Source organism: Sphingobium chungangianum, from assembly GCF_977014255.1.
The window spans coordinates 25,219-45,636 of sequence record NZ_CDRNIV010000003.1 but is presented as its reverse complement, the minus strand read 5'-3'; the positions used below and the strand labels follow the sequence as shown (position 1 = coordinate 45,636).

The window sequence follows — 20,418 nt, the reverse complement described above, 5'->3', positions numbered from 1 at the left end:
CCTGCCCCTTTTATGTGGTGCCGCCCTACGGGCGCCGATATGGGAGGGCGGCAATCCGATTGACCAACGATCGAGGTAGAACCCTGCTCGCCAAATATGTGAGCTGGTTGCCCATCCCCGGTATGGCGAAGGATTGCCGATAAACCAGAGCGTGGACTGCATGGGCCGCGCACCGGTCAACGTCCATCAAACCCAACCTCCCCCACTTCAAATCGCTGAGGGCAGCCATGTCTGTGTCGATTCCACCGGGTGCAAAAGACCCAACACTCACTCCCGTCCCGGCAAGCTCCACGGAAAGCGCTCGCATGAGGGTGCTCACATAGGCTTTCGACGCGCCGTAGACCGCTTGGAAGGGCACGGATGTTTCGCCCGCCAGGCTCGACACGGCGATTACTGAGGATTCAAACGGCTGCTCCCTGAAAATCGCAATCAGGCGAGCCAGCAAATCCGTGAAACCGAGTATGTTTGTTTCAATTACCTCGGCATAAGTGTCGGCACGGCCTGCATCAAATGAACCAACGCTCGTCATTCCGGCAACCAACAAAGCGGCTGTTACTTGCAATTCTGCAACCTTAGCCGCGATTTTCTCCCTGCCCTCGATTTCACGTTGATCAGCCACTATAATCTCGCACGGCACATTGAACCGCTCGTCAATTTCGGTCTGTAGCTCCCGCAAGTTGTCGAGCCTTCGTCCAACAATCAGGGGCTTGGCCTGGTACGATGCCGCCAAGCGGAGGGCGGACGCTCTGCCCAAACCGGTCGAAGCCCCTGTGACCAGCACCCACGAGTTCTTGATCGCCAGCGGTTTCACGCGTTTTCCAGAGCCTTGTATAGGGCGGTTTTGCCGATCTTGAGCCGGGCCGCCGCCTCACGAACAGTGAGGCCCGCTGCGATATGCGCCCGCGCTTTACGTAGTTTGTCGGGGGTAACGACAGGCCGGCGACCACCCTTGTTGCCCCGCTCGCGTGCGGCCTTGAGGCCGGCATGAGTGCGTTCACGGATCAGGTCACGCTCGAATTGGGCCAGCGAGCCGAAGATGTTGAACACCAGCATGCCGCCCGAAGTGGTGGTGTCGATATTCTCGGTGAGTGAGCGGAACCCGATGCCGCGCGCCGCAAGCTCGCCGACCTTCTCGATCAGGTGGCTCATCGAGCGGCCGAGGCGGTCGAGTTTCCAGACCACCAGCGTGTCGCCGGGGCGCAAATAGGCGAGCGCTTCGGTTAGGCCAGGCCGATCGGCTTTTGCCCCGGATGCGTGATCGTCGAATATACGGTCGCACCCGGCAGTGTTCAGCGCGTCAAGCTGGAGCGACAGCTTCTGGTCTGCGGTCGAGACGCGCGCATAGCCGATCAGCGCCACATGATGCCCGATCCTGTCCGTTTTCCCGTCATTATGCGATCTTGTCCGAATCGCCGTTACAGGTCCAGAGTTAACGGACATATTCCTGTTGGCCGCCAGAGGACCGTCTGACGGACACGCAAAGCGAAGGAGATGATGCTTGGCGAGACGGCGACTGGTGAGCCTGGAAATCTGGGCGAGGCATTATGGCGCGCCGCTCGATGAGCGCGAGATCGCGCGTCATTATACGCTGACCAGCGACGACCTGGAAATTGTCGGCCGCCGTCGCGGCGATGCCACCCGGCTCGGCTATGCGATGCTCATGCTATATATGAGATGGCCTGGCCGTGCGCTGGAAGCGGGCGAAGTCCCGCCCGCTCCTGTGCTCGCCTATGTGGCGCAGCAACTCGGCGTCGCGCCGGCAGCCTTCGCGGATTATGCCCATCGGGACCAGACCCGTCGCGAGCATCTCGTCGAAATCCGACGATCGCACGGGTTCAGGATTTTTGACCGCAACGCTTTCCGTGAAGTTGTCGCCTTCTCGGTCCCAATCGCGCAGACCATCATACACCCCGGCCAGATGGCAGACGTCATCGTCGATGAACTCCGGCGCCTGCAGATCCTCCTGCCTTCTCCGTCGATTCTTCGAAGCGGTGCTGCGGCGGGCGCGCCAGCAAGCCGAACAGCTTACCTATGAAGTGCTCACGAATGGCCTGCTGCCTGACACCCTTCAGGGCCTGGACGATTTGCTGGCCCGACGACCGGGGCAGGTCGCGACATGGCTATCCTGGATGCGCAATGCGCCACAATCGCCGGCAGCGCGCAACATCCTGCGCCTGATCGAACGGCTCGCCTATATCCGCGCGCTGGGCCTCGATCGCGCCCGTGCCGACATGATCCCGGCTTTGACTTTTGACAGGCTGGCGGACGAAGGCAGCCGCATCACACCCCAGCACCTTGGCGAACTCAATGCCCTGCGCCGCCATGCGACGCTGGCGGCAACCGGCATCCGGCTTGAGGAAAGCCTGACCGACGCCACCCTGACGATGTTCGACAAGCTGTTGGGCAGCATGGCGCGCCGCGCCGAGAACCGGACCCGCGACAAAGCCCTCAAGACGGTGCGCGAGTTGCAAGGCCACCTCCGGACGCTCACGGGGTCTTGCCGCCTCCTCATCGACGCGCGCAGCAAGGGCGTGGATTCTCTGGCGCAGATCGAGGCGCTGGACTGGCAGCACTTCGCCGTGGCCGTCGAGCAGGCCGAAGTGCTCGGGCGACCGGAAACCGTCGATCGCACCGCCGAATTGATCGAGCGGCATCGGACGGTGAAGCTCTTTGTCGGCGCTTTTCTCAACGCCTTCGAGTTTCGCGGCGCCGGCGCGGTTCAGGGGCTCCTGTCAGCGCTGGCCATCATCGCGGAGCTATATCGGACCGGCAAACGGCGCTTGCCTGATCGCGTGCCGCTACGCTTTGTGCCGCCCGCATGGCGCCCGTTCGTCCTGCGGGATGGCATCGTTGATCGTGCCGCTTATGAACTATGCGCCTTGTCGCAACTACGCGAGCGGTTGCGAGCCGGGGATATATGGGTCGCGGGAAGCCGGCAGTTTCGCGATTTCGACAGCTATCTCATACCGCCGGCGACCTTTGCGGCGCTGCGCGAGAAGGGGCCGTTGCCGCTCGCCATCGAAACGGATTTCGAGCGCCATATCGAGGAACGGCGCACCAGGCTCGACACGGCGATCGAGCAGGTAACGGTCCTTGCACGGCAAGGGGAGCTGCCCCAGGTTAAGCTTGACGAAAACGGTCTCATCATCTCGCCGCTGAAGGCGGCAACACCGCCCGCCACCGAGATTGCCCGTCGCGCCGCCTATGATCGACTGCCGCGCGTGAAGATCACCGATCTTCTGCTGGAGGTCGATGCCTGGACCGGGTTCAGCGAATGCTTCATCCATCGTCGTTCGGGCCGGGAAGCCGACGATCGCAATGCGCTGCTCACGGTCATCCTCGCCGATGGCATCAATCTCGGCCTCACACGCATGGCGGAAACCTGCCGGGGCGCAAGTCTGCGTCAGCTCGCCCATCTTCACGACTGGCACATCAGCGAAGCCGCCTATGGCGAAGCGTTGGGAAGGCTGATCGACGCCCATCGCGCCATGCCGCTCGCCGCGCTGTGGGGAGACGGCACCACTTCGTCGAGCGACGGACAGCAATTTCATGCCGGGGGCCGTGGGGCCGCGATCGGCGACATCAACGCGCGCAGCGGCAACGAACCAGGCGTTGCCTTCTACACCCATGTCTCGGATCGATATGACCCCTTCGCAAGTCGGGTGATCGCGGCGACCGCTGGCGAAGCGCCCTATGTGCTGGATGGCTTGCTGTATCACCAGACCGGCCTGACGATCGAGGAGCACTACACCGATACGGGCGGGGCATCGGACCATGTGTTCGGCCTCATGCCCTTCTTCGGCTACCGCTTCGCGCCGCGCCTGCGCGACATCAAGGAGCGTCGTTTACACCTCCTTCCCGGCCAAGAATCCGGCCCCTTGCTTGCCGGCATGACGGCCGAACCGATCGCATTGGGTCATGTCGCGGCGCATTGGGACGAACTGCTGCGGTTCGCCACGTCGATCCGCACCGGCACCGTCACTGCTTCGGCAATGCTGCGCCGCTTGTCCGCCTATCCGCGACAGAACGGACTGGCCCTCGCACTACGCGAGCTGGGCCGCCTCGAACGCTCCATTTTCATGCTCGACTGGCTGCGCGACATCGACCTGCGCCGGCGCACCCAGGCGGGCCTCAACAAAGGCGAAGCCCGCAACGCGCTCGCCCGCGCGCTCTTCTTCAACCAGCTCGGCGAACTGCGCGATCGTCGGTTCGAGAACCAGACCTATCGCGCCTCCGGCCTCAACCTGCTCGTCGCCGCCATCATCTTGTGGAACACTCGCTATCTCGAAATGGCGCTGGCGGACATCGGCACAGCCGACGAAATCGCACGCCACATCGCGCCATTGGGCTGGGAGCATATCTCGCTGACCGGTGACTATAGCTGGAATGTTGAAGATCAACCCGATCCGGACGCCTTGCGACCGCTGCGCGCCGTCAACTCCCTACTTGCCGCGTGACGTTCGCTATCCGTTCGCCCTTTCCGTGCAGATACGTCACTTTCGTGTAGTCACCCCTGGGAGCCTATGTGCAACCGGAGACGGAGCTGTTCCGGGTCGCCGATCCCCGCCAGATCCAGATCGAAGCCGCGGTCGGCGCCGCCGACGCCGCTCGCCTCGAAGCGGGGGACAGGGCGATCGTCGAGCTTCCCGATGGTCGCACCGTGGAAGCGCGGGTGCGAGCGGTTACCCCCACGCTCAGCGGCGAGACGCGCGCCGCCACGGCCGTCCTCGATGTGACGAATAGCCTGCTCCAGCCCGGCCTCGCCGTCCGCGTGCGGATGATTCCAAGCCGGGGTGTCACGTCCAGCGCGATCGTCGTTCCCGAAGAAGCGGTGCAATCTGTGGGCGGTCGCGACGTGGTGTTCGTCCGTACCGCCAAGGGCTTCAAGGCGACGCCCGTGACGACCGGCCAGCGCAGTGCCGGCCGGATCGAAATCGCGTCGGGTTTCCCCGCTGGCCAGGCCATCGCCACGCGCAACGCCTTCTTACTCAAAGCCGAGCTCGGCAAGGGCGCGGGCGAGGAGGAATAGACCATGATCGCGAACCTTATGGCGCTTTCCGTCCGCGCACGCTGGGCGGTCGTTCTCGTCTTTCTCGTCGTCGCTGGCTTCGGTGCGTGGCAGCTCACCAAGCTGCCGATCGACGCCGTTCCCGACATCACCAACAACCAGGTCCAGATCAACACCGTCGAACGCGGGCTGTCGCCGATCGAAATCGAAAAGCGCGTGACCTTCCCGATCGAAACGGCCCTTGCCGGCATTCCCGGCCTCGAAACCACCCGCTCACTTTCGCGCAACGGGTTCAGCCAGGTCTCGGCGATCTTCACCGACAAGACCGACCTCTATTTCGCCCGCCAACAGGTCAGCGAACGGCTGACCCAGGCGCGTGATACGCTTCCCGATGGCGTTCAGCCACAGATCGGCCCGGTCACCACAGGCTTGGGTGAAGTGCTGATGTATTCGGTCGATTTCGCCAATTCCGGCGGGAAGGGCGCGACGATCCGTAACGGCCAGCCCGGCTGGCAATCGGACGGCAGCTTCCTGACTCCTGAAGGTGCGCGGCTGACCGATGAAGTGGGCCGCGCCGCTTATCTGCGCACGGTGCAGGACTGGATCATCCGGCCCCAGCTTCGCACCGTGCAGGGTGTGGCAGGGATCAACTCGATCGGCGGCTACGCCAAGCAATATATCGTCGAACCCGATCCGGTGAAGCTGTCCTCCTACGGCATCTCTTACTCCGAGCTCGCCAAGGCGCTCGAGGCATCCAATCTCGCGGTCGGCGCCAACTACTTCAACCGGGGCGGCGAAGCGTTTCTGCTCCGGGCCGACGCGCGCATTCGCGATATCGATGAGATTGCCGACGCCATCGTCGCCACGCGCGGCGGCTTGCCGATCGCGGTCAAGGATGTCGCCAATGTGAAGGTCGGCGGCGAACTGCGCACCGGCGCCGCCAGCCAGAACGGCCATGAAGCGGTGGTCGGCACCGCGCTGATGCTGATCGGCGAAAACAGCCGCGTCGTCGCGCGCGCTGTCGGTGAACGGCTCGATGGCCTCGGAAAATCGTTGCCGCCGGGCATCAAGGTGACGACGGTCCTCGACCGCTCGAAGCTCGTCAACGCCACCGTCGCCACGGTGCAGCGGAATCTGATCGAAGGCGCTATCCTCGTCGCGGCGGCGCTGTTCCTGCTGCTCGGCAACGTCCGCGCGGCGATCATCGCCGTGCTGATCATTCCCTTCTCGTTCCTGATGATGGCGATCGGCATGAACGCCTTCAGCGTCCCGGGCAATCTGATAGCCTGGGCGCACTCGACTTCGGCCTGATCGTCGATGGCGCGGTGATCATCATCGAAAACTGTCTGGCGCGGCTCGCCCATCGTCAGGAGCATGAGGGCCGACTGCTCACCCTGCGCGAGCGGCTCGAGGAGACGATGCGGGCTTCACAGGAGATGATCAAGCCGACGGTATTCGGCCAGGGCATCATCCTGCTCGCCTTCGCGCCGTTGCTCATGTTCACCGGGGTCGAAGGCAAGACCTTCTCGCCGATGGCCATTACGATCATGCTGGCGCTGGTCGCGGCTTTCATCCTCGCCTTGACCTTCGTGCCCGCGATGGTTGCCCTCCTGATCCGGGGCAAGGTTTCCGAAAAGGAGGTCTGGATCATCGCCAAGACCAAGGCGCGCTATGCGCCCTTGCTCGACAAAGCCGTGGCGCGGCCCTGGCCGTTCATCGGCGCCGGCTTCGCGTTCTTTGCGGCCTCGGCGCTGGTGTTCGGTTTCCTCGGGCAGGAGTTCATCCCCCAGCTCGATGAGAAGAATGTCGCGCTGGCCTCGAGCCGGGTGCCTTCGGTTTCGCTTGAAAAATCCCTGGCGATGCAACGGGAGGTGGAGCGCGCCGTGACCAGTCTGCCCGAGGTGGCGCTCATGTTCTCCAAGACCGGTACGGCCGAAGTCGCGACGGATCCGATGCCGCCGAACATCTCCGACGGCTTCGTGATCCTCAAACCGCAGGAAGACTGGCCCGAAGGCGTCAATACGAAGGCCGACGTGCTTCAGCGGATTGAGGAGCGGGCGGGTACGAAAATCGGCAACGCCTTCGAGGTCAGCCAGCCCATCCAGCTTCGCTTCAACGAGTTGATCGCGGGCGTGCGCGGCGATGTCGCGATCAAGCTCTATGGCGATGATCTCGACAAGATGGGCGCCACTGCGCAGGAAATCGTACGCGTGCTCCAGACGGTTCCCGGTGCGGCGGACGTAAAGGCGGAGCAGACCAGCGGTTCGCCGACGCTCGACGTGAAGTTCGATCGTGCGGCGATCGCCCGCTACGGTCTTACCATCGAGGAGGTTGCCGACACGGTCGCTGCCGCAATGGGCGGCCGGGAGGCGGGTCTGCTCTTCGAGGGCGATCGCCGCTTCGAAGTGACGGTCAGAGTTCCCGCAGCTACCCGGGAGAGCCTTGATGCCCTCGCCGCGCTCCCGGTCCTGCTTCCCCAGGAGGCTGGCGGGCACAGGGGCTCCGTTCCGCTCTCGCAGGTCGCGCAGTTCCGGTTCAGCGAAGGCCTGAACCAGATCAGCCGCGAAAACGGAAAGCGGCGCGTGGTCATCCAGGCGAATGTGCGCGGGCGCGATGTCGGTTCCTTTGTCGCCGAAGCGCAGGCCAAGGTCGACAAGCTGGCCTTGCCGTCTGGCTCCTATCTGGAATGGGGAGGCCAGTTCCAGAACCTCCAAGCGGCCGCACAGCGGCTGTCGATCGTCGTGCCGCTGTGCTTCCTGGCGATCTTCGGGCTGCTCTATATGGCATTGGGCGGACTGGCCCGGGCCGCGGCGGTGTTCCTTGCCGTCCCGTTGGGGCTTGCGGGCGGGGTGTTCACCCTCTGGCTGACGGGCATTTCCTTCTCCGTCTCGGCGGCGGTCGGGTTCATCTGTCTGGCAGGCGTCGCGGTGCTGAACGGTCTCGTCGTGATGTCCGCGATCCGGGAGAAGCTGGAAGCCGGCGTCGAACTCAGCCGTGCCATCATCGAAGGCACGTTCGAGAAGGTGCGTCCGGTCATCATGACCGGCTTCGTGCCGGCGATCGGGTTCGTACCGATGGCGCTGGCCCATGGCACCGGCGCCGAGGTGCAGAAGCCGCTGGCGACCGTCGTGATCGGGGGCCTGATCGCGGCGACGATCCTGACGCTCCTCGTGCTGCCGGCCATTTCCAAGGTGGTCCTGGGCGTTGGCGAGCGGATCGGTCGCAGGCCAGCGAAACAGCATGACGACGAGGGGCCGAATGCCTCGCCAGCGACAGCGTGAGAGAGGAGAAGAAGATGAGCGAACAAGCAAAATTGCTGCGCATCTACACCGATGAGGCTGCTTATTTTGGCGACCGCAAGGTGTTCGAGGTGGTCGCTACGCGCGCGCGTGACGCGAAAATGGCGGGCGTTACGGTGCTGCAGGCGTTGGTCGGCTTCGGCCGATCAGCGCATGTCCATCGCCGTCATATCCTAGAGGACGACCAGTCGCTGGTTGTGGAGATCGTCGACGACGACGGGCGCCTTCGTGCGTTTGTCGCCAGTCTCGCCGATATCGAGGGCATTGGGCTTATCACCCTTGAGGCCGTCGAAGTGCTGGGCGGCGACAATATGGGGGAGATGTCGCGTGGCGCATGAGAAGGGGTCGGCAGATATGTCGGAGCATAATGACCATAGCGATTCCGGCCATGACCATGAAGGTCATGCCGCTCATGATCACGGGCATGGCGAACATGGGCACAGCCATGCTCCAGCTGACTTCGGTCGTGCCTTCGCGATCGGGACGGCGCTCAACCTCGGTTTCGTCATTGTAGAGGCGGCCTACGGCATCATTGCCGGCTCGATGGCGCTACTTGCCGACGCGGGCCACAATCTGAGCGATGTGCTGGGCCTGCTGATCGCCTGGGGGGCGGCAACGCTGGCCCGGCGGCGACCGAAGGGACGCTATACCTACGGTCTTAGAAGCTCGTCGATCCTCGCGGCGCTGCTCAATGCGCTCCTGTTGCTGGTGGCAATCAGTGTAATTGCGATCGAAGCGATACGGCAATTTGCCGAACCGGCGCCCGTGGGCGGTACGACCGTCATGATCGTTGCCGGTATTGGTATCCTCGTGAACAGCGCGACGGCGCTCTTGTTCATGCGTGGCCGAAAAGGCGATCTCAACATTCGTGGCGCATATTTGCACATGGCGGCCGATGCCGCGGTTTCCGCCGGCGTCGTGCTCGCTGGCTTGGCCATTGTGCTGACGGGCTGGGCCTGGATCGATCCCGTCACCAGTCTGGTGATCGTCGCTGTCGTCGCGGTCGGGACGTGGGGCTTGCTGCGTGATTCGGTCAACATGAGCCTGCAGGCAGCGCCAGATGGCGTCGACCCAGCGCGGATAAGTGCCTTCTTGCGCAAGCAGCAGGGCGTGAAGGGCGTCCATGACCTGCATATTTGGCCGATGAGCACCACCGAGACAGCGCTTACCGTCCATCTGCTGGTTCCGGACGGTTACCCGGGCGATGCGTTTGCGGTGGGAATTTCGGCATCGCTCAAGGAGCGGTTCGGGATCGATCACGCGACCATCCAGATCGAGACGGATCCAGCGCTGCCTTGCGCGCTCGAGCCCGACCACGTCGTGTGATCACGGCGAGGCGGGCAGGGCGCCGATCGATGGCGCGACGAGACGATGGTGAGGAAAAGCCGATCGATCAGGGGGCGGACTTATGAGAGCGATTGCCTTTACGATTATTCCCGTCCTCGCGGTACTGCTCGGCGCGATTATCGCGGTGTGGCGGCGGCCCGGGCCAAAGCTGACAAGTGCAATTCAGCACTTGGCGGCTGGCGTTGTGTTTGCCGCCGCGGCCACCGAAATTTTGCCTGACGTCATGCACGGCAAGGCGCCGCTCGCCACTATGCTGGGCGGTGCCGCAGGCGTTATGGTCATGCTGGGTCTCAAATCGCTTGAGGCACGGGTGCGCGGCCCCGTGGCATTGATAGCGGCGATCGGCACCGATTTGTTGATCGACGGGCTCGTCCTTGGTTTGGCCTTTATCGCGGGCGCGCAGGCAGGTTTGCTCCTCACAATCGCGCTCACTCTCGAGGTACTGTTTCTGGGGGTAACGGTGACCGAGGAACTCGGTGAAACCGTGACGTCAAAAACACGCATCGTGATGCTGACGTTCGCGCTCGCTCTGTTGATGCCGCTGGGAAGCCTGCTCGCTCTGCCCGTGGCGCAGTTTCCGCCGGCGGTCATCGCCGGATTTCTGAGTTTCGGACTGATTGCCTTGCTCTATCTCGTGACCGAGGAGCTGCTGGTGGAGGCGCACGAAAAGCCAAATTCACCGCTGATCAGCACAATGTTCTTCATCGGCTTTCTCGGGCTGATGCTCCTTGAAGAACTCATGTGAGGGCGATGCAAAACGGACGGATGGACGTGGCCGAACCCGCAAACCATCTGTTCCTGCAATTTAGAGAAGACACTATTTCCGCCAGATAGAGATGTCACACGCTCACGAACAGCAGGGGCTGCGCGGAGCCTGTCGATCGAGTGCAGCGTAGCCCCTGCTGATGCACTGCACTGGCCCTGATGCGCCCGGACCCGCTGCGCAGGCAGTGGGCCCCCTCAACAGCGCTCGAGCAGCTGCTGCGCCGCCTCGATCGGGGTGAGCCGGCGAAGGGGAGGGCGCCCGCGTTTGCGTTTCACCGGCATCTCGTTCGCCGGCTCGGGCATCGGGAACAGGTGACTCCCCTGCGAGCGTCGACACGGCTCGTTGTTGTTGCGCTTCCTCGCCGGCAGCATTTCCTGCATCACCTTGGCCATCGCCAGCGCCGCATCGAGGTGCTTGTTGTCCGCGACCGCGGCCTGGTTCACGTGCCGGATCTTGTCGAACATCCGGTAGGGAAGGGCATGCATCCCATGTCGGATCTCGAGCCGACCATCGGGGTATTCGCAGACTTCCACCCGCTTTCCCGCCAGCGGCCGACTGATCTCGCTCGGATCGAGGATAAACAGCGCCTTGTTGTAGTGCAGCGTCAGCGCCGCGGTGACCGTGCGGTGCTCACGCCAGACCATCTCGGCACGCAGATCATCGTGCAGGGCGAGGGGGCGATGCAAATCGCGCGGATCGAACGGCGCCTTGGCGAAGCGCGCGTTGTGACGCTCCATGTAGCTGGGCAGAAACGCGTTGGCCTCGGCGATCGTCGCGATTCCCTCGAGCCGCATCGCCTTGACCAGGCGGTCCTGGAGAGTCCCGTTCGCCCGCTCGACCCGACCTTTGGCCTGCGGCGAATGCGCGCAGATGATCTCGATGGCGAGCGCCTCTAGCGCGCGGCCGAAGTGCGTCATCCCGTCGCCCTTGGCCGAGGCGGTGTTGTTGCGGAACACAGAGTGCTTGTCCGAGTAGAAGGCCACCGGCTTGCCGTGCCGCTCGATATACTCGCGCGTCGCCTCCATGTAGGCGAAGGTGCTCTCGCTCTCGACCATCTTCAGCTGCATGAGCTCGCTGGTCGCATCGTCGATGAAGACGAGCAGCGTGCACTGCGGTCCGCGATCCTCAAACCACCAGTGCTTCGAGCCATCGATCTGGATCAGCTCGCCGCGGCAATCCCGCCGGTAGCGGGGTTGATAAGGGCGCGGACGGCGAGCCTCGCGATCCTTCCATAAACCGGCCTGGATCATCAGCTGACGAAGCGTCTCGCAGGCGACCGTGATGCCGTGACGCTCAATCAGATACTCCCGCGCCAAGGTTGGACCGAAATCGCTGTAGTGCTCGCGGACGATCGCGATAATCTGTTCACGCAGGGCGTCGCTGTGCCGCCGATTGCTCGGCCGACCGCGCTTGCGCGAGACAACGCCCTGTGCGCCTTCGAACCGCAATCGCTCAAGCAATCGGAAAATCTGGCGCCGCTTCAATCCGAGCAGCACGGCCGCGTCCTCAACACGCAGCTCGCCGCGCTCCACGCGCATCAAGGTATCAAATCGCGATAGCTCGCCGTGGCTCATCGCCAGCACCGTCATAAGCGCGTTCTCCCGACCCGCAGGAGAAGCATGCCACCGCTGTTCCGCTGACGACGCCCGAGGGTGTCATTTCTAACTAGCGGAGGGGTGTCATTTCTATCTAGCGCTTACACCATCAGCGATCCGATAATATTAGTTATGTTAAATTTGCCCAATTCCGGGGTGATCAGAACGCCAGTTCTGCCTGCCTTGGAACCGCTCGCGGCTGGTCTTGTCGGCCGCCAATCAGACCGCGCGCGCACCCTGCCAGAACATAGACGGCCTGGCGCTGCGCACCGCGATTATGATGATCGACGCAATAGCCCTGATAGTGCCGCTTGAGCAAGCCAGCGCGCACGAGTTCGGATACTGCCCGGCTCACATTCGTTTTTCCCGACGCCCGCACTTGCTCACGGATGGCGTCGTCGACGACTGCCGTCGCCTGATCGAGGTTGGCGGGCAATGCGCCTGACAGTGCCAGATCGCTGCGTATCCGCTCTTCCAGGGCAACGCGCCGGGGGTCACGCTGCCCCATCGGGGTGAGCGCATCACAAAGCCAGTCACGCAAGGGAATGAGGCGGCCGCCCTTGGCCACCAACGGCCCCGCGCTGCCGTCGGATCGGGAAACCTGCGCAATCAGGTTGAGCACCATGAAAGCGTAGCGCGGTCGAGACGAGGACCGCGCAAGCATCGCCAGCAAGCACGGCATATCCAGTTGCGGGCGGCCATCGCCAATGATCGGAGCGTGCAACATAACGGGATTGAATCAAGCACATATAGGGGGTGAAGTGAATCCCCTTTGCCGCAGATTTTCATCATTTTGTCGGCTGTGACACTTTGCCCGAAGGTAAAGTGTCACGCGCGCCCTTTCAACATGATGCCAGGCGACGCCCACTAAAGACGACCCGTGCATTTCTTACGGGGAGTCGGACTTTAGAGGCAGCCGGTCTTGTTTTTCAATGGCTTCGTCGATCGGTGGCTGGACGAAGCCGCCATCTAAATGCGAACCGTTCGCATTATGGGAAGTATGAAAGATGCCGGTCGCCTGGGTGACATCACTGCGTTCGAAGCAGAATGCCGGCAGGCAACGACCCTCGACCAACTCAAATCCATGCTCGATGCGATCGTGCGTCAGTTCGGGTTCCGCTGGTTCGCATTGGTGCACAATGTCGATCTGAAACGGACCACCCGCAAAGCTCTCCTCATAACCACCTACCCGGTGCGCTGGATCGAAGAGGTGATGGATGCGCGCCTCTATATGGAGGATCCGGTCCACGCCGCCTGTGCCAAGACCGTCTCCGGGCTCACCTGGGATCAGATCGGGGACTACATCGCGCCCAATGCGCGCCAGCTATCAATCCTGGAGCGGGGCCGCGCGCACGGACTGGCAGCTGGGTTCACCATGCCGATCAGGATGCGGGACGAGCCCGACGCGATATTCACGGTGGCACGCCAAGGCGACGAGATGATTTCGAGCCCGGACCTTCTTTCGGCCCGTTTGGTTGGCACGGTTGCGTTCGACCGGGCGCGTACCCTTCTGGGTCCCGACGAGCTGGCAAACATGCCGATAGCGCTCAGCCCTCGCCAGATCGACTGCCTCGACCTCGTGGCACAGGGGAAAAGCGACTGGGAAATTGGCCAGATTCTGGGGCTGAGCCGCGACACGGTTCACGAATATGTCGAAGGCGCGCGCCGACGTTATGGTGTCCGCCGTCGGACGCAGCTCGTGCTTCGCGCTGTTCGCGATGGCCATCTCAATATTGAGGCTTTCGTGTAGCACAAGCAGATCGGCGGTTCATGATCACCCTTGCCGAAGTGCAGGCATTCTGCACTGTGGCCCGTGCCGCTACCACCCCCCATGCTCTCATGCAGGCTGTTGAAGAAATCACGGCAGTGATGGGCTTTCGATATTTTGCGCTGGTGCATCACGTCGACTTACCGAACCCTGGCAGCACAATCGTTCGCCTCGTCAGCTATCCTCGAGATTGGGTCGACGCGTTCGAAGAGGGTCGGCTGTATGCGGCCGACCCGATACATCGCGCCAGCCACACCACGACCGTCGGCTTCGCCTGGTCGAAGGTGGCAACGCTGATCACATTGAACCCGCGCGATCACGCCGTACTCGCTGCGGCTCGCACAGCCGGCCTCGGCGACGGATTTACAATCCCCGCCCATATCCCCGGAGAGGCGAACGGATCATGCTCCTTTGCTATGCGCAACGGAGAGGAACTGGAGGAAGCGCAGTTACCGCTGGTCCAGCTCGTAGGCAGTTTTGCATTTGAGGCCGCCCGCAAGGTAGCCCGATCGAGCATCGCGCCCATTCCGCCCGCCCCGCAGCTCACCGATCGGCAAACAGAATGCGTTGCGCTTGTCGCGCGGGGAAAGACCGATTGGGAGATCGCCAGGATCCTTGGTGTTGGGGTTGAAACGGTAACCCAGCATTTGAAAGACGCCCGCGACCGTTACGGTGTGACGAAGCGAACGATGCTCGCCATTCGGGCGCTATTCGACGGCGCCATCAGCTTCACCGACATTCTCCGGCGCTGATCTCCCCAGTTCTGGGGATAACGCCGCTCATTACAAACTGCTCGATTGACGGCCTCTCACGAGGAGGTGCGTTATGGTTGTTATTGGTAATGGTATTGAACAGGCATTGAGTGACCGCCTGTTCCGCTCGATGTTTGAGGAACGCAAGCGCGTCTTTGTTGATCTGCTTGGCTGGGACATTCCCGTACTCGCGGGTCGATATGAGATCGACCAGTTCGATGACGACGCAGCGACCTATATTGTCGTGACCGACGGCAAAGGCGAGCATTGCGGATCTGCCCGTCTGCTTCGGACGGACCGACCACACATCCTCGACACAATTTTCCCCTACCTGTGTGACGATATCCCGCCAGCAGGCCCGACCGTCCGCGAGATTACACGCTTTTGCTTGGCGCGAAGGCTGAAGGCTCGCGAGCGACTTGCGACGCGCAATCGTCTCGTGTCCGCTCTGGTCGAACATGCCCTTTGTAACGGCATCACGACATATACCGGCGTTGCTGAGTGGGCATGGTTTCAGCAGATTCTCGCATTTGGTTGGCAATGCCTTCCGCTCGGGATGCCGAGCAACGCCGACCGCGGCCTGTCTGCGATGCGGATAGATATTTCGCCCGCGACACCGGGCCTGCTGCGCCAATCCGGCATCTTCACGTCGATCCAGCTGATGGATCTCGATCGCGCGGCTGCCTGAGAACTGGGAGATCATGATATGGCGACGAAATTAGCATCCGCGACGCTCGGGTCTGAGCCGCATCATTCGCTCTGCGAGACATTGTTGGCGGAGGGTTTTTGCGTCGTGCCGAACCTGATGCCGGTGCGCGACGTCGGTCTGTTGGCCGCAGATCTTGCTCCTCATTTTGAGGCAACGCCGTTTTGTGAAGGCGGATTTTATGGTGCTCGCACCAAGCGGTTCGGGAGTCTGCTCAAGCGATCCCGACATGCGCCGGCGTTCATCCAGCACCCGCAGATCATTGAGATGGCACAGGCGATACTCGGCCCGTGGTGTGACACGATCCAGCTCAATCTCGCCCAGGCACTTGAACTGCACCCGGGTGCCCTGCCGCAATTTCCACACCGGGATCAGGATATGTGGCGCGGCCAGACCGGAGAAATCGAATATCTAATCAACGTGATGTGGCCGTTCACCGACTATCGGGCTGACAATGGGACGACCCTGATCTGGCCGAACAGTCACGCCGCAAAAGCGCTGAATCCGGAGCCTCCCGAGAAGCCGGTTGCCGTGGAATGCAGCCCGGGATCTGCGATTGTCTTTCTCGGCTCGACGCTTCACGGCGCTGGCGGCAACAAGTCGTCCGATGTGCGTCGGGGCATGATCGTGAGCTACTGCCTGGGGTGGCTGAAACCGTACGAAAATCAATGGCTGGTGTATCCGCCTGAAGTGGCGCGCACGTTCGCACCCAGCCTGGCCGCACTGATCGGCTATCAGCAACACAGACCCAATCTGGGGAATTACGAAGGGCGATGCCCATCTATTCTGCTTGGGGACGAGCGTCTCGACCATCTCGGCGCGATCGATGCGTTACGTCCAGATCAAGCCGCAGCGCTTGAGGAATTCCTGGAAGGTCAGCGCCGGTTGCGCGCCGCATCGAACGAAATCTGATTGGCGCACTCCCCCCTTGTGGGGGGATTGCCCGAAAATGCCGCGCCGGGTTCAAAAGAAAGGTGATTTTCAACGGAGAGCGGTCGGCGCATTTTTAATGCAGCGGCGCTGAAAAGCGGAGAAATCAGATGCAGCGCCTGCGCTTTGCCCTTGCCGTGCCGTTCGTGGTGATGTCCGCCCAGACGGTTCCGGCGCGAGCCAACGACCTTGGCTGCCAGGTTCTGCTTTGCCTCTCAAATCCGGGCGGTGCGACGCAATATGGCGCGTGCATCCCCCCGATGACCAAGCTTTGGCAAAAGCTGGCGACCGGCGGCTCCTTTCCCGGCTGTAGCGGCGGCGGTGTCGCGAAGACGAGAGTTTACGACCGCGACTCCGCCACCCGCCGCCGTGTCGTAATGACGTTTGCCGATGGTCGGCAACAAACCTTTTCGCTGGCCAATATCGAGCGTCTGACGCCGGTTCCGGACTCAGCCGAAATGGGATCACAATGATCCTGCAACTGGCCAGTGTCGTCGCCCTCGCGCAACAATGCGCGCCTTCGGTCGCGCCGGAAACACTGCTTTCCGTTGTGCATGCCGAAAGCAAGTTCGACACATTGGCCATCGGCGTAAACGCCCGCGGCGTCCGACCCGAAAGACCCGCGACGCCTGCGGCGGCCGCCCGGATCGCCCGATCGTTGATCGCCAAGGGATATAATATCGACCTAGGCCTCGGGCAGATCAACAGCGCCAATCTTCGGTGGCTGGGCCTTTCGGTCGAGGACACATTCGATCCCTGTCGCAATCTCGCCGCAGCAGCGCGGGTCCTGTCGAGCAACTTCCTTGACGCGGCGCGCACCCAGGGTTCGTCGGATCGCGCGATCTCCGTTGCTCTCTCGATGTACAATACCGGAAGCCAGGCCCGTGGCTTTGGCAACGGCTATGTGGCGAAGTCTATGCGAGCTCTGCGGCCATCATTCCCGCGATCAGGGGATTAGCGCCAACCGTCGCAGGCTCGGTCAGGCCCGTCCCTCCAAGACCCGCATCCGAAACGCCAAGCCAGGAGCCTCCCATTGCGCAGGCCGCGATGAAAGCACCGCGGTCCTGGGACATTACCGCGCGCGCCCAAACCGCCTCGATGATGGTGTTTGGCGACGGGACACCGCCATCGAGAGAAGGACCGACCGAATGACAATTCCCGCTTCGACCGTATCGACCTGGCTCCCACCACGTCGCCGCGCTTTCGTCCAGACGCTGGCGCTCATCGCCACCGCCATACTGGTTTCGATGCTGCTGAGCGACCCCGCGCATGCCCAGGCGGCCGATGGCGTCACGTCAATGGCCGAGAATATCAAGACCTGGCTGACCGGCACATTTGCCAAGACGATCGCGGTGATCGCGGTCGTCATCGTCGGCTTCATGTTCTTCACGGGCCGTGCCAGCCTCGGTCTCCTCGTGACGGTCATTGTCGGTATCTTCATCGTGTTCAGCGCGCAGTGGATCGTCGATACCATCACCGGCGGCGCGTGAGTGCGCCGCGATGGACGACGAAAAGCTTAGGGAAGAGACGCTCTTCCTGGCCGTGACCCGACCAACGATGTGGTTGGGCGTACCGATCGAAGCGTCGCTGCCGATCGCGCTGGCAGCGTGCCTGACCCTCATCATCACCGGCAACCCGCTCTACGCTTTCGCATTGGCCGGTGCGTTTCTGGCGATTGCCCGACTGATTGTCCGGCACGACGCCAACGCGTTTCGACTGCTGTGGCTGTGGACGACGACCAAGGCGCGCTGCCGCAACCGCGGCTGGTGGGGCGGCAGCTCCTACTCTCCCCTGCCGATCGACGGGGCGAAGCGCCCGGGCTTCGCACGTGGCTAGCCGGGCCAGCGCATTGAGCGGAGCGACAGCCCGCACGCCATGGCGGATCCTCAAACAAGAGGCCGACCCGGCGCGTTACCTACCCTATGCGCGCCATATCGACGAGAACGTCATCGCGCTCGATGGGCGCGACCTCATGATGATGTTCAAGCTCGAAGGCATGGCGTTCGAAACCGCCGACCCTGTCCATCTCAACGACTGGCACGAGAAGCTCAACGGTACGCTGCGCAATATTGCCGACGACCGCCTCGCGATCTGGACCCACATCGTTCGCCGGCCGATCACGGACTATCCCGAAGGCGAGTTCCGCTCGGCTTTTGCGGCCGACCTCGATGCAAAATATCGTGCGCGCGTCACCGCCAAGCGGATGTTTGTCAACGAACTGTACCTCACCCTGATCATGCGCCCGTCCGTGGGATCGGCCGACCGCACCGGCGTGCTGCTTCGCCGTCTGGCGTCGGCACGCAAGGAAGGGACCGAGGTGGACGAGGATGAGCTCGCACGCTTCGAGGATAAGGCGCGCGATATCGAGAAGCTCCTCGCACGCTGCCGGCCTCGGCGTCTGCACCTCTACGAGCATAACGGCCTGATGTTCTCCCAACCGCTCGAGGTGCTCGAGCTGGTAATGATGGGCCGCGCCGGCAGAGTGCCGTTGGTCCGCGGCCATCTCGGTTCCGCCATCTATGGGGAACGCGTGATCTTCGGCCGCGAGACGGTCGAGGTGCGCGCGCATGATACGAGCCGCTTCGTCGGTCTGTTCGGTATTCGCGAATATCCGGCCATGACGCGACCCGGCCAGATGAACGCGCTCCTTAGCCAGGACTTCGCGTTCGTCGTCACGCAGTCCTTTGCGTTCATGGGCAAGGCGCGGGCCTCCGAGCGCCTGCGGCGGCGCCAGAACCAGATGGCATCGACCGAGGATGCCGCTGCAAGTCAGGCGCTTGAGTTGGCGGACGCGGCCGACGATCTGCAGAGCAATCGCTTTGTCCTGGGCGAGCATCATTTCTCGCTCGCGGTCTTCGGTGAAAATCAGAAACGCCTAGCCGAGAATCTCTCAACGGCGCGGGCAGCGCTTGCCGATGCCGGTCTGGTCTCGGCGCGGGAAGGCCCGGCGCTGGAAGCCGCTTTCTGGTCGCAGCTTCCGGGTAACTTTGCGTGGCGTGCGCGGCCGGCGGCGATCACGTCACGCAATTTCGCCGCCCTCTCCCCCTTCCACACCTTTCCTGCCGGCAAGGCGGAGGGCAACCATTGGGGCGCTGCGATCGCATTGATGAAGACCGCGGCTCAGTCCCCTTTCTACTTCAATTTTCATGTGAACGATCTCGGTCATACGCTGATCATCGGTCCGTCGGGAGGCGGCAAGACTGTCGTCCAGAATTTCCTTATGGCGCAACTCGAGAAAACCGGCGCGCAGCAGATCTTCATCGATAAGGACCGAGGCGCTGAGATCTATGTGCGCTCATCCGGTGGCACGTATCTGGCGCTGCGCAACGGCGTGCCGACCGGCTTCGCACCGCTCCGCGCGCTCGAGCAGAGCCCGGGCAACATCGTCTTCCTCGGCAGGCTGATCCGCCATTTCGTAACGCCTGCAGGGAGCCAACTCGGCGTCACTCAGGAGCGCATGATTGACGAGGGCATCCTCTCGATCGGACGCCTTCCCCGGAGGAGCGGTCCATCCTCGCGCTCCGGCAGTTGCTCGGGCAGCGCGATCCGGAAGGGATAGGCGCGCGGCTTGAGAAATGGTCGCGCGGCGGAGCGCTTGGCTGGGTGTTCGACAATGACCGTGACGAGTTGACCCTTGATGCCCGGTTCATCGGTTTCGACATGACGGATTTCCTCGACAATCCCGAGATCCGCACGCCGCTGATGATGTACATGTTCCACCGGATCGATGCCTTGCTCGATGGCCGCCGGCTCGTGATCGATATCGACGAGTTCTGGAAAGCGCTGGGCGACGACGCGTTCCGCGCCTTCGCCCAGGATGGCCTCAAGACCTACCGGAAGCAGAATGCCTTTCTGGTCTTCGGCACGCAAAGCCCGGCCGACGCGCTGCGCTCGGACATCTCGCATAGCATCATGGAGCAGGTCGCCACCAAGATCCTCTTGCCCAACCCGCATGGCCGGGAGGTCGATTATATCGATGGGCTTGGCCTCACCCGCGCCGAGTTCAAACTCATCAGAAACGATCTGATCCCCGAAAGCCGGCGGTTTCTGGTCAAGCAGGGACACGATTCCATCGTCGTGGAACTCGATCTCGGCGGTCTGTCCGACGAACTGGCCGTCCTCTCGGGCACCACTGAAACCGTCGGAATCCTCGATCAGGTTCGCCGCGAACATGGCGACGATCCCAGCGACTGGCTGCCCGTCTTTCACGAGCGCCGTCGGGCCACCACCAGAAGGAAAGGATAAGG

Annotated in this window: 16 protein-coding genes and 3 pseudogenes; 15 read left to right on the top strand and 4 right to left on the bottom strand. The window is 62.6% G+C overall.

What is annotated here, in order from left to right; genetic code table 11:
- Positions 1–25: 25 nt before the first annotated feature.
- Both ACWNC0_RS04385 and ACWNC0_RS04380 read right to left on the bottom strand, forming a co-directional pair.
- The gene (locus ACWNC0_RS04385; protein WP_004213209.1) at positions 26–811 is read right to left on the bottom strand and encodes an SDR family NAD(P)-dependent oxidoreductase; all 786 of its coding nucleotides are present in this window, start codon (positions 809–811) and stop codon (positions 26–28) included.
- Entirely contained in the window at positions 808–1,359 is a 552-nt protein-coding gene (locus ACWNC0_RS04380; RefSeq protein ID WP_004213210.1) for a recombinase family protein, read from the bottom strand. The genes ACWNC0_RS04385 and ACWNC0_RS04380 overlap by 4 nt, the downstream gene beginning before the upstream one ends.
- A gap of 139 nt (positions 1,360–1,498) precedes the next feature.
- Here ACWNC0_RS04380 and ACWNC0_RS04375 point away from each other — a divergent pair.
- The 6 genes and pseudogenes from ACWNC0_RS04375 (at position 1,499) to ACWNC0_RS04350 (ending at position 10,399) form a co-directional block, all read left to right on the top strand.
- Positions 1,499–4,457: pseudogene (locus tag ACWNC0_RS04375) on the top strand (Tn3 family transposase).
- 68 nt (positions 4,458–4,525) lie between these two features.
- Complete coding sequence (locus ACWNC0_RS04370; RefSeq protein WP_449469904.1) at positions 4,526–5,029, top strand: HlyD family efflux transporter periplasmic adaptor subunit; 504 nt, start codon at positions 4,526–4,528, stop codon at positions 5,027–5,029.
- Positions 5,030–5,032: 3 nt separating this feature from the next.
- Positions 5,033–8,289, top strand: a pseudogene (locus tag ACWNC0_RS04365) (efflux RND transporter permease subunit).
- Between the two features lie 14 nt (positions 8,290–8,303).
- On the top strand, positions 8,304–8,645 hold the full coding sequence (locus ACWNC0_RS04360; protein WP_449469902.1) for a DUF190 domain-containing protein: 342 nt from the start codon (positions 8,304–8,306) through the stop codon (positions 8,643–8,645).
- A gap of 16 nt (positions 8,646–8,661) precedes the next feature.
- The gene (locus tag ACWNC0_RS04355) at positions 8,662–9,633 is read left to right on the top strand and encodes a cation diffusion facilitator family transporter (RefSeq protein ID WP_449470007.1); all 972 of its coding nucleotides are present in this window, start codon (positions 8,662–8,664) and stop codon (positions 9,631–9,633) included.
- An 82-nt stretch (positions 9,634–9,715) separates the two neighbouring features.
- Positions 9,716–10,399 (top strand): ZIP family metal transporter, encoded by a 684-nt coding sequence (locus ACWNC0_RS04350; protein WP_449469900.1) that lies wholly within the window; start codon positions 9,716–9,718, stop codon positions 10,397–10,399.
- A 215-nt stretch (positions 10,400–10,614) separates the two neighbouring features.
- Here the strand turns inward: ACWNC0_RS04350 and ACWNC0_RS04345 are convergent, their stop codons facing one another.
- Together ACWNC0_RS04345 and ACWNC0_RS04340 are read right to left on the bottom strand one after the other, a co-directional pair.
- Complete coding sequence (locus ACWNC0_RS04345) at positions 10,615–12,009, bottom strand: ISNCY family transposase (protein ID WP_449469898.1); 1,395 nt, start codon at positions 12,007–12,009, stop codon at positions 10,615–10,617.
- Between the two features lie 166 nt (positions 12,010–12,175).
- Positions 12,176–12,742 carry a hypothetical protein gene (locus ACWNC0_RS04340; protein ID WP_449469897.1) on the bottom strand — a complete coding sequence of 189 codons (567 nt, stop codon included), beginning with the start codon at positions 12,740–12,742 and terminating at the stop codon, positions 12,176–12,178.
- A 264-nt stretch (positions 12,743–13,006) separates the two neighbouring features.
- Here ACWNC0_RS04340 and ACWNC0_RS04335 point away from each other — a divergent pair, with 264 nt between their 5' ends.
- The 9 genes and pseudogenes from ACWNC0_RS04335 to ACWNC0_RS04295 all read left to right on the top strand — a co-directional run bounded on the left by ACWNC0_RS04335 (position 13,007) and on the right by ACWNC0_RS04295 (position 20,416).
- Positions 13,007–13,765 carry an autoinducer binding domain-containing protein gene (locus tag ACWNC0_RS04335; protein WP_449469896.1) on the top strand — a complete coding sequence of 253 codons (759 nt, stop codon included), beginning with the start codon at positions 13,007–13,009 and terminating at the stop codon, positions 13,763–13,765.
- 20 nt (positions 13,766–13,785) lie between these two features.
- Entirely contained in the window at positions 13,786–14,535 is a 750-nt protein-coding gene (locus ACWNC0_RS04330; protein ID WP_449469894.1) for a LuxR family transcriptional regulator, read from the top strand.
- A gap of 73 nt (positions 14,536–14,608) precedes the next feature.
- The gene (locus tag ACWNC0_RS04325; protein ID WP_449469892.1) at positions 14,609–15,223 is read left to right on the top strand and encodes an acyl-homoserine-lactone synthase; all 615 of its coding nucleotides are present in this window, start codon (positions 14,609–14,611) and stop codon (positions 15,221–15,223) included.
- Between the two features lie 18 nt (positions 15,224–15,241).
- Positions 15,242–16,153 (top strand): phytanoyl-CoA dioxygenase family protein, encoded by a 912-nt coding sequence (locus ACWNC0_RS04320; RefSeq protein ID WP_449469891.1) that lies wholly within the window; start codon positions 15,242–15,244, stop codon positions 16,151–16,153.
- A 128-nt stretch (positions 16,154–16,281) separates the two neighbouring features.
- Entirely contained in the window at positions 16,282–16,644 is a 363-nt protein-coding gene (locus ACWNC0_RS04315) for a hypothetical protein (RefSeq protein WP_449469890.1), read from the top strand.
- Positions 16,641–17,129: a lytic transglycosylase domain-containing protein gene (locus ACWNC0_RS04310; RefSeq protein ID WP_449469888.1), complete on the top strand. Its 489-nt coding sequence runs from the start codon at positions 16,641–16,643 to the stop codon at positions 17,127–17,129. The genes ACWNC0_RS04315 and ACWNC0_RS04310 overlap by 4 nt, the downstream gene beginning before the upstream one ends.
- 190 nt (positions 17,130–17,319) lie before the next feature.
- A complete protein-coding gene (locus tag ACWNC0_RS04305; protein ID WP_449469886.1) occupies positions 17,320–17,661 on the top strand; it encodes a TrbC/VirB2 family protein in 342 nt (113 codons plus the stop codon).
- Positions 17,662–17,671: 10 nt separating this feature from the next.
- On the top strand, positions 17,672–18,007 hold the full coding sequence (locus tag ACWNC0_RS04300) for a type IV secretion system protein VirB3 (RefSeq protein WP_149524010.1): 336 nt from the start codon (positions 17,672–17,674) through the stop codon (positions 18,005–18,007).
- Positions 18,000–20,416 (top strand): annotated as a pseudogene (locus ACWNC0_RS04295) (VirB4 family type IV secretion/conjugal transfer ATPase). Before ACWNC0_RS04300 ends, ACWNC0_RS04295 begins: the two are co-directional and overlap by 8 nt.
- The last annotated feature ends 2 nt before the right edge of the window (positions 20,417–20,418 follow it).

Excerpts from the sequence above, each read along its gene's own strand:
- ACWNC0_RS04335 (WP_449469896.1), top strand. The coding sequence starts at position 13,007 with ATGGGAAGTATGAAAGATGCCGGTCGCCTGGGTGACATCACTGCGTTC.
- ACWNC0_RS04310 (WP_449469888.1), top strand. The coding sequence starts at position 16,641 with ATGATCCTGCAACTGGCCAGTGTCGTCGCCCTCGCGCAACAATGCGCG.
- ACWNC0_RS04355 (WP_449470007.1), top strand. The coding sequence starts at position 8,662 with ATGTCGGAGCATAATGACCATAGCGATTCCGGCCATGACCATGAAGGT.
- ACWNC0_RS04315 (WP_449469890.1), top strand. The coding sequence starts at position 16,282 with ATGCAGCGCCTGCGCTTTGCCCTTGCCGTGCCGTTCGTGGTGATGTCC.
- ACWNC0_RS04325 (WP_449469892.1), top strand. The coding sequence starts at position 14,609 with ATGGTTGTTATTGGTAATGGTATTGAACAGGCATTGAGTGACCGCCTG.
- ACWNC0_RS04300 (WP_149524010.1), top strand. The coding sequence starts at position 17,672 with ATGGACGACGAAAAGCTTAGGGAAGAGACGCTCTTCCTGGCCGTGACC.
- ACWNC0_RS04350 (WP_449469900.1), top strand. The coding sequence starts at position 9,716 with ATGAGAGCGATTGCCTTTACGATTATTCCCGTCCTCGCGGTACTGCTC.
- ACWNC0_RS04360 (WP_449469902.1), top strand. The coding sequence starts at position 8,304 with ATGAGCGAACAAGCAAAATTGCTGCGCATCTACACCGATGAGGCTGCT.
- ACWNC0_RS04330 (WP_449469894.1), top strand. The coding sequence starts at position 13,786 with ATGATCACCCTTGCCGAAGTGCAGGCATTCTGCACTGTGGCCCGTGCC.
- ACWNC0_RS04340 (WP_449469897.1), bottom strand. The coding sequence starts at position 12,742 with ATGTTGCACGCTCCGATCATTGGCGATGGCCGCCCGCAACTGGATATG.
- ACWNC0_RS04320 (WP_449469891.1), top strand. The coding sequence starts at position 15,242 with ATGGCGACGAAATTAGCATCCGCGACGCTCGGGTCTGAGCCGCATCAT.
- ACWNC0_RS04305 (WP_449469886.1), top strand. The coding sequence starts at position 17,320 with ATGACAATTCCCGCTTCGACCGTATCGACCTGGCTCCCACCACGTCGC.
- ACWNC0_RS04345 (WP_449469898.1), bottom strand. The coding sequence starts at position 12,009 with ATGACGGTGCTGGCGATGAGCCACGGCGAGCTATCGCGATTTGATACC.